Raw genomic sequence first — 8,543 nt, 5'->3', positions numbered from 1 at the left:
AAATACCAATGGTGCCATGCCGTATGGGAACCCTTTTGCGAATAGTTTCCTGTCGGTAAGAAACACCACAGCGTGTCACCTCAATAGGAAACCTTTCGCGAATAGTTTCCTGTCGGCAAGAAACACCACAGCGTGTCACCTCAATAGGAAACCTTTCGCGAATAGTTTCCTGTCGGCAAGAAACACCACAGCGTGTCACCTCAATAGGAAACCATTCGCAAACAGTTTCCTGCCACCATGAAAATACCAATGGTGCCATGCCGAATGGGAAACCATTCGCAAATAGTTTCCTGTCGGTAAGAAGCACCAGTGGCACCACATCAAGTAGGAAACCTTTCGCAAATAGTTTCCTGCCGGTATGACGACCAATGGTCCCCTGCCTCCCCGTCATTTCGAGCGCAGCGAAGCGGAGTCGAGAAATCTCCGGCTGAACAGTTTCCTGTCGGTAAGGAATACCACAGCGTGTCACCTCAATAGGAAACCTTTCGCAAACAGTTTCCTGTCGGTAAGAAACACCACAGCGTGTCACCTCAATAGGAAACCCTTCGCGAATAGTTTCCTGTCGCTATGATTGCCAATGGTGCCACACCGAATAGGAAACCTTCCGCAAACAGTTTCCTGCCGTCATGAAATACCAATGGTACCATGCCGTATGGAACCCCTTCGTGAATAGTTTCCTGTCGGTAAGAAACACCACAGCGTGTCACCTCAATAGGAAACCTTTCGCAAACAGTTTCCTGCCGGTAAGAAACACCAGTGGCGCCACATCGAGTAAGAAACCTTTTGCGAATAGTTTCCTGTCGGTAAGAAACACCACAGCGTGTCACCTCAATAGGAAACCCTTCGCAAACAGTTTCCTGCCGCTATGAATCCCCATAGTGCCATGCCGCAAAGGAAACCTCCCCAATAATAAAATCCCCGCCAGTCATATTTCATGACAAGCGGGGATTTTTCATTTCTCAGCACTTTTTCAGAACTTTCACGATTTCGCCCATGTAAATGCTGTGGTTATTGCCGGCCTGTTTACCGGAGTTCCACCTTTCGTAGGTTTCCTTATCGGTGTAGAATTCCTCTTTCATTTCATGGGTATAAATCTTTTTGCACACCAGGATAAGGTCCGCCTCTTCCAGCCCCACAGCCTCATCGCCGATTGCATAGGGATGAAGGCCGCTGGCTTCAAACTTATCGCCGTCCCGGCCGGAGTGGGATCCCATGTAGGATTCCTTCGGTTTATAAGAAACCGGCGGGAAGGACAGGGTGAAATAGTCCTGTGCGTCCAGGATGGTCTTTGTGAAACGGCTCTGGCGGATATAAATGGAAGCTACCGGCTTTCTCCACATAATTCCGAAACCGCCCCAGGTGACAAGCATGGGATTGCATTTTTCCTTATTACCTGCGGTGACGATGCAGTAGTTTCCCAGGCTGGTAAAAGGATTCAAGCCGCTTTCTTCTACAGGAATTTCTTTAAAAGACATAGTAAGTCTCCTCTCATTTAATAAATTCTATATAGATTATACCATATAGATGACACCTGGATGAAAATATATGGTAAAATACCGAGATGATATAAAATGTCAAAAGGAGTTTTCCATGAGTCAAAATAAAGCCGATTTCCTCCTCTTCACTGCCGCCTTCGTATGGGGCAGTTCCTACGGACTGATGAAACTGGGCGCTGAAACCATGCCGCCTATCTGCTTAGCAGCCCTGCGCTGCCTTTTTGCCTTCTTCATCCTTATCCCCTTCTTTCCCCGGCGGCTGAAGAAGACGGATAAAGCTATCCTGAAATACAGCGCCGTCACCGGTTTCCTCATTGCCGGCGTCTTCATCGGCGTCATTTACGGCGTCATCGGCACCTCTGCCTCCACCGCCGGATTTCTGATTTCTACCTCCGTCATCATGGTGCCCATCCTTCATGGCCTGTGGATACGGAAAATGCCCTCCCTTCCCATTATGACGGGCACCGCTATCGTCACTGCCGGCCTTTTCATCCTGAATGGCGTTACCTCCATCACTTTGGACAAGGGCTTCGTGCTCTGCCTGCTGGCCGCCTTCCTCTATGCCCTGGACATCCTCTTCACCAATACCTTCGTATCCAAAGTGGACAGCCTTCTTCTGGGTATATGGCAGATGGGATTTGCAGGCCTCTTCGCAGGCATGGCCTCCCTTTTCCTTGAAACGCCGGTCATGCCCTCCACCCTTCCCGAGTGGACAGCCATCCTTGGCCTTGCCATCTTTTCCTCCGCCTACGGCTTCACCATCCAGGCCGTGGCCCAGGAATACACCACCCCCGAAAGGGCGGGCTTCATCTTCTCCCTGGAACCCGTCTTCGCCGCCGTTTTCGCCTGCCTCTTCCTTGGCGAAAATATGGGAAAAGGAGAACTCACCGGCGCCGCCCTTATCCTTCTGGGCGTCTGGGCCGCCGGAGGAACGCTTCCGCTTCGAGGATGGAAAAGGGGCCGCTGATGGGGCCCTCTAACTGTTTTATTTTGCCCCCGCTTGCGGAGGGAAAGGTGGTGTCGCAGGCACCAAAGAGGGACCGGCCCGATGGGCCGGAGGGTTCTTAGGTTTGACGCAGCCCGTAGCTGCGAGGGTTGTGGTGGCGGCTCCGCCGAAGCATGAAGGCGCCTTCCTTAGGAAGGCGCCTTTCATTACAGTCTAAACTTCCCGCCTCCCATCGTCCGAGCGGTAAAAGCCGATAGTGTCGCAGCTGCTGCTAAATACCAGTCGTCGGGAAGAAAAATCGGACCTATCCTCAGGGCTCCGCCCAGCTCCTTCCTGGGGAAGGAGCCTGACAGTTCGTCATGTACCGATGTGCAGATTTTGTCTGATAATCTAAAGTCTACACTCTATCGGCACCATCGTGTTTCATCACCACGGGAAACTATTTCCCCATTTCTTCCACCAGTTTCTTTACTTCATCCAGAGAGCAGGTGAAGGAGCCCTGCATAATGTCTTTTCCGCCGCCCCGGCCGTGGAGGCGGGTGTTCCAATCCTTCAGGAGGGGTTTCAGGTTAACTTCACCGCTTCCGATGGCGTAGTTCAATGTATTTTCATCTTTCTTTGAAAGAAGGAAGAAAATGGTTCCCCGTTTCTTTTCTGTCAGATATTCACAAAATTTGCGAAGTTCCATAGGCGCCATGTTTTCTTCATAGAGAAGCACTGCCTTTTTTCCTTCCGGAAGGGAAAAAGCCCGCATGGCGAAGTAGCGGCGGTTCATGTCATTGATTTTCTGCCGAAGGTCTGCCATGTCCTTTTCCATTTTCTCCACAGCCTTCACCGTTTCGTAAGGTTTCACGGAGAAACGGACCGCAATGTCCCGGTTCAGGTCATGCACCCGGTCATAGTCCTCCATGGCCCAGCGCCCGCAGGCCAGTTCGATACGCACACCGCCCTTATGGTTCATCAAGGAAAGCACCTTGATGAGGCCGATTTCACCGGTTCTTGCCACATGGGTACCGCAGCAGGCACAGATATCGCCGCCGGGGAATTCCACAATCCGCACCTTGCCGGTAAGTTCGATTTTACTGCGGTAGGGAATGGTCTTCAGCTCTTCCTCCGTAGGGAAGGAAATCTTCGTTTCCACATTGCTGTAAATGAGGGCATTCGCTTCCTTCTCGATTTCCAGTGCGTCTTCCATGGTCATGGGGCCGCTGAAATCCACAGTCACCACCTTGTCCATATGAAATCCCACATTGTCGTAGCCGAATTTCTTATGCACCAGGCCGGAGTAAATGTGCTCGCCGGAATGATTCTGCATGAAATCGAACCTCCGCTGCCAGTCGATGGTACCGTGAACCTGGATTCCCACTTTCAGAGGCTTGTCAGTATAATGCACCACCAGCCCTTCCTTCCGGTGTACATCCAGCACCTTCGCATCTCCCAGGGTGCCATGGTCTCCCGGCTGTCCGCCTCCTTCGGGATAAAAGGCCGTATCATCCAGCACCACTTCATAGCCCTTCTTCCCCTTCGTGCAGCTCACCACCCGGCTGTCAAATTCCTTCCGGTAGGCGTCTTTATAAAAAAGTTCATTCATTTCATCCATATTTCATTCCTCCTTGTATGCTTTATGATGACACAAATTGAAAATAGTTTCCAGTGGTATTTTGAAGCGCCAAAGGCGCTGAGGGTTCAAAGGGGGAAGGTTAACGGCCCTTCGGGCCGAGGGTTGTGGCCGCCTGACGGCAGCGGGTTGTGTAGAAAGGGGCGAAAAAAGAGTTCAATGGGTTCCCTTCCCAATTTATTGTCCCACCGCTTGCGGGGGGAAGGTGGTGCGTCAGCACCAAAGGGGGCGGGCCCTTCAGGCCCGAGGGTTGTGGTGGCAGCGCCGCATTTTATAGCCTCCTTCCATAGGAAGGAGGTGTCGCCGCAGGCGACGGAGGATAGGGGCGTCAGATCTTTGGTAAAAGGTTCAAAAGGTTCAGATGGTTCTGCCCGCTTCCATCGGGCGGGTTCAAAGGGTGTGGTATCGCCGCTTCGCGGCGATGAATTTTTAATGCCGCCTTCGGCTCGTTGGAAGCAAGTTTGGCCTGTTTTCCCGCGGGGGTCGCGGTTGTAAATGTTTTCTCTTCGCCCGCCAGGGCGGTTATACGTTTTTATACAAACTGGCGCCTTCTATAAATTAAAAGGCGCCTACCACAACCCTCGCGCCAAAGGCGCGTCAAACTTCAGCACCTTAAGAACCTTCGGCCCAAAGGGCCGTCAACCCTCACCCCAAAAGGGCCTGTCCATAAAGACTTCCACCTTATTCACCGCATTTACATCCCCCACGTAAAAAGGCGGAGCACCGGGCTCCGCCTTTTTATTTCCTATTCTCCTCTTCTCCTTCCTCCCATGCTTCTCTCTTTTCTTATTTCCATGCTCCCATACTGCGCTCCCATGCTGCTTTCCATGCTGCTATGCTGCCATACCATGCTTCCATACTTCATGTTAGGATTTCAACCTATTAAGCGAAAGGAACCCACTTTCCATCCTTCACCTGGAGTACATCCAGGTCCATCTTCGGATCCCTGTTTTCATCAAATTCAAATTTGCCTGTAGCGCCTTCAAAATTCTTAATCTGTGCCAGTGCATCACGGAATTTCTTCCTGTCGGTGGTGGAGCCGGATTTTTCAGCGGCTTCATGCATAATGTAGAAGGCATCGTAGGTCTGGGCTGCGAACTGATCCGGTTCGTGTCCATACTTGGCTACAAAAGCCTTACGGAAGTTCTGTGCTTTCTCGCTCTTTCTATCCGGGTTCCAGGGGGTTGCCACCAGGGTGCCGTCAGCAGCAGCGCCGGCCTGTTTTACATACTGGGGGCTGTTGAATCCGTTGTTTCCGATAATCGGCTGGTTCATGCCCATTTCTCTGGCCTTCTTCACAATGAGGGCCCCTTCCTGGTAGAAACCGGCAATGCAGATGACGTCGGGGTTAGCGGCCTGGATTTTGGTGAGCTGGGCGGAGAAATCGGTGTCCTTGTCGGCGAAGGTTTCTGTAGCTACTACGTCGATGCCCATGTCTTTGAAGGTCTGCTGGTAGATTTCATTTTCTCCTACCATCTGGTCGTTGTTATTGGAATACATAATGGCCACTTTCTTGAATCCCAGTTTTTCCTGGGCTTTCTTTACGGTTGTAGGAATGGCCAGCTTGCCGGGGATGGCGTTTCTGAAAATGTAATCGCCGATGTCCGTAACCTTTGGAGCGGTGGTGCTTGTGCCGAAGACCGCAACCTTAGCCTGCTGGGCGATGGGGCCGGCAGCAAAAATTTCACCGGAAGTCATAGGTCCCTGAATGGCCAGTACCTTATCCTGTTCGATGAGCCGCTTGAAGGAGTTGATGGCTTCCGCCTTGCTCAGTTTGCTGTCGTAGGTAATGAGGTCGATTTTCATCTTCGTCTTCGGATCTTTATTGATTTCTTCGACTGCCAGCTCTGCCCCTTCCTTTTCAGCCTGGCCGTAAGCGGCGCCGGGGCCGGTGTAGGCGGTGACGAATCCGAACTTTACCGTTTCTCCGCCCGCTGCCGCTGCGTTGGAAGAAGTGGCCTTCTTGTCACCGCCGCATCCTGCAAACGCTCCGCACACTGCTGCGGCTGCCATTGCTGCTGCCATTGCTTTCATCCACTTTTTCATTCTGATTTCCTCCCTGACTTTTATAAAAATTTTCTTTTACCCAATCAAAAACCCCTGCCGAAAGTCTCCTTCCGGCAGGGGCGCATATACGCGGTACCACCCTGATTTATCACTCAGTGGAACGCCAGGTACAGATACCAATAAAAAAACCTCCATCTTCATTCATTGAAGATAGGGGCGAAAGTTTCGCGGTACCACCCTACATTATACTCTGGTGTTCCTATTCGTAACGTGAATGGACGTTTCCGCTTACTTTGTTCGGCTGAAATACTCACGGGTGAGTGTTGGAAGTTTTCTTCTTACCGGCTTTCACCAGCCGCCGGCTCTCTGCAAACCAAGGAAATTTCCTTTTTCCCGTTCCTTGTATCTTTGGGTTTTCGGTTATGCATAGAGTATAAGCCCGAAGCGTTTCCTTGTCAATAGGATTTTTGAAAAAAGTTTCCTTAGGAAAATAAGTTTCCTGTCCGGCATGGCAATGTGGTGGTTCATCTCGGCAGGAAACCATTCGCGAATAGTTTCCTACTCGACTTGTCTCTATAGCGTTTCACTGGGACAGGAAACTTTTTGCGCATAGTTTCCTATCCGGCATGATACCATAGCTTTTCACCGCGACAAGAAACTTTCTGCGCATAGTTTCCTATCCGGCATGACACCATAGCTTTTCACTTAGGCAGGAAACTTTCTGCGCATAGTTTCCTGTCCGGCTTGACACCATGGCTATTCTCCTCAATAGGAACCCATTTGCGAATAGTTTCCCATTCGACATGACACCATGGTATTTCACCGCGACAGGAAACTTTTTGCGCATAGTTTCCTATCCGGCATGACACCATAGCTTTTCACCGCGACAGGAAACTTTCTGCGCATAGTTTCCTATCCGGCATGACACCATAGCTTTTCACCTCAATAGGAAACCATTTGCGAATAGTTTCCTATCCGGCATGACACCATAGCTTTTCACCGCGACAGGAAACTATTCGCATACAGTTTCCCGCACAGCATGACACCATAGCTATTCACCTCAATAGGAAACCATTCGCCTATCGTTTCCCATTCGACATGACACCATAGCTTTTCACCTTAATAGGAAACTTTTCGCCTATAGTTTCCCGCACGGCATAACACCATAGCTATTCACCTCAATAGGAAACTTTCCACATACAGTTTCCCACTCAACATGACACCATAGCAGCTATCCACCTCAATAGGAAACTTTAACAAGCCTGTTAAATTTCCATTTCTATTTGGTATAATAGGATAGATAGAATTCAGGAGACAGAAGTCTCCATTGCACGGAGTGTGAGAGTCATGAAAAAAGAAGGACAGTGTACCATCATCGTCAACCCTACATCAGGCCATGAGAGGGCGCCGCGATATATACCGCTTCTCCATTCTGTTCTTTCCAAACGGTTTGAAGATATCATCATCAAACTTACGGAAAAAGCAGGCGACGCCACGGACTTTGCCAGGGCCGCGGCAGAAGCAGGGCGGGATGTGGTATGCATGGGCGGCGACGGTACCATTAACGAAGTCATCAACGGCATGGTGCCCGTGGAAAGCAGCTCTACCTTCGGCTTCGTCCCCTTCGGCACGGTAAATGACCTGGCAAGGGCCCTCCACATCCCCCGCTCCCCCCAGGGCGCCATCCATATGCTGGAAACGGCGGTGAAAACAAAGATTGACGTAGGCCGGGTCAATGACCGCTTCTTCATCAATGTGGTAGGCGCCGGCAGTATTTCCGAAGCCGTAGGCAAAGTATCCATCAAAGAAAAAACCCTCTTCGGCTCCCTTGCCTATTACATGAAAGGCATGCAGGTAGTGCCGAAGCAGAAATCCTACCATTTCAAGATTGAAGAAGAAAACGGCACGGTGATTGAAGTCTCTTCTCCCCTCATTGCAGCCATGCTCACCGACTCCGCCGGAAGTTTCCACAACCTCATTCCCCCGTCGGAAAGAAATAAGGGGGTCATCAAGCTCTGCCTCTTCCACGACTTTGAATGGCTGCTGGCCTTGAAATCGGCGCCGAAGCTCCTGGCAGGCATGCAGATGGGCCCGGACTTTCTGACCGTGGTGAGCTTCAAAAAAGCCCACCTCTCCATCCGGGAAAATGAACCCCTCGTCACCAACGTAGACGGCGACCTGGGCCCCACCTTCCCCCTGGATCTGGAAATCCTCCCCAACCGCCTCTCCGTCTTCGTCCCTGCCCATCCAAGAGAAGACCAGGGCATCCTCCCCCGCTTCCTGAAATCCCCCCATATCCATCTTCCCTGGAATGAGGAAGAATAATAGGGCCGCTTCGCGGCCCGGGTTCTCCCCTCCATTTTATTGTGCCCCCGCTTGCGGGGGAAAGGTGGTGCCGTAAGGCACCAAAGGGGGATTTGCCCTAGCAGGAGTTTACAAGTTATGAAAAAGCGATGCTGAAAACGCTAGATTTTAT

Annotated in this window: 5 protein-coding genes and 1 other annotated feature; of the genes, 2 read left to right on the top strand and 3 right to left on the bottom strand. The window is 51.1% G+C overall.

Annotated elements, in window-relative coordinates:
- Positions 1–959 precede the first annotated feature (959 nt).
- A complete protein-coding gene (locus Q0482_RS06500; protein ID WP_299144839.1) occupies positions 960–1,475 on the bottom strand; it encodes a flavin reductase in 516 nt (171 codons plus the stop codon).
- Between the two features lie 115 nt (positions 1,476–1,590).
- Between Q0482_RS06500 and Q0482_RS06495 the strand changes: the two genes are divergently transcribed.
- Positions 1,591–2,463 (top strand): DMT family transporter, encoded by an 873-nt coding sequence (locus Q0482_RS06495; RefSeq protein WP_299144837.1) that lies wholly within the window; start codon positions 1,591–1,593, stop codon positions 2,461–2,463.
- Positions 2,464–2,881: 418 nt separating this feature from the next.
- Here Q0482_RS06495 and Q0482_RS06490 read toward each other — a convergent pair whose 3' ends face one another.
- Both Q0482_RS06490 and Q0482_RS06485 read right to left on the bottom strand, forming a co-directional pair.
- Positions 2,882–4,042 (bottom strand): DHHA1 domain-containing protein, encoded by a 1,161-nt coding sequence (locus Q0482_RS06490; RefSeq protein WP_299144836.1) that lies wholly within the window; start codon positions 4,040–4,042, stop codon positions 2,882–2,884.
- 900 nt (positions 4,043–4,942) lie between these two features.
- On the bottom strand, positions 4,943–6,106 hold the full coding sequence (locus tag Q0482_RS06485; RefSeq protein ID WP_299144834.1) for an ABC transporter substrate-binding protein: 1,164 nt from the start codon (positions 6,104–6,106) through the stop codon (positions 4,943–4,945).
- Between the two features lie 170 nt (positions 6,107–6,276).
- Positions 6,277–6,477, bottom strand: a binding site (T-box leader).
- Between the two features lie 937 nt (positions 6,478–7,414).
- On the opposite strand from Q0482_RS06485, the gene Q0482_RS06480 reads away from it, so the two are divergent.
- Positions 7,415–8,392, top strand: a complete 978-nt coding sequence (locus Q0482_RS06480; protein WP_299144833.1) for a diacylglycerol kinase family protein — start codon at positions 7,415–7,417, stop codon at positions 8,390–8,392.
- Positions 8,393–8,543 lie beyond the last annotated feature (151 nt).

It is taken from the genome of uncultured Dialister sp., assembly GCF_937959425.1.
Classification (GTDB): domain Bacteria; phylum Bacillota; class Negativicutes; order Veillonellales; family Dialisteraceae; genus Dialister.
Note: the sequence above shows the minus strand (reverse complement) of the source record. Positions and strands in the feature narration are given on the sequence as shown.

What these genes read in the sequence shown, in the direction of transcription:
- Q0482_RS06490 (WP_299144836.1), bottom strand. Translation starts at nt 4,042, where the DNA reads ATGGATGAAATGAATGAACTTTTTTATAAAGACGCCTACCGGAAGGAA.
- Q0482_RS06480 (WP_299144833.1), top strand. Translation starts at nt 7,415, where the DNA reads ATGAAAAAAGAAGGACAGTGTACCATCATCGTCAACCCTACATCAGGC.
- Q0482_RS06500 (WP_299144839.1), bottom strand. Translation starts at nt 1,475, where the DNA reads ATGTCTTTTAAAGAAATTCCTGTAGAAGAAAGCGGCTTGAATCCTTTT.
- Q0482_RS06495 (WP_299144837.1), top strand. Translation starts at nt 1,591, where the DNA reads ATGAGTCAAAATAAAGCCGATTTCCTCCTCTTCACTGCCGCCTTCGTA.
- Q0482_RS06485 (WP_299144834.1), bottom strand. Translation starts at nt 6,106, where the DNA reads ATGAAAAAGTGGATGAAAGCAATGGCAGCAGCAATGGCAGCCGCAGCA.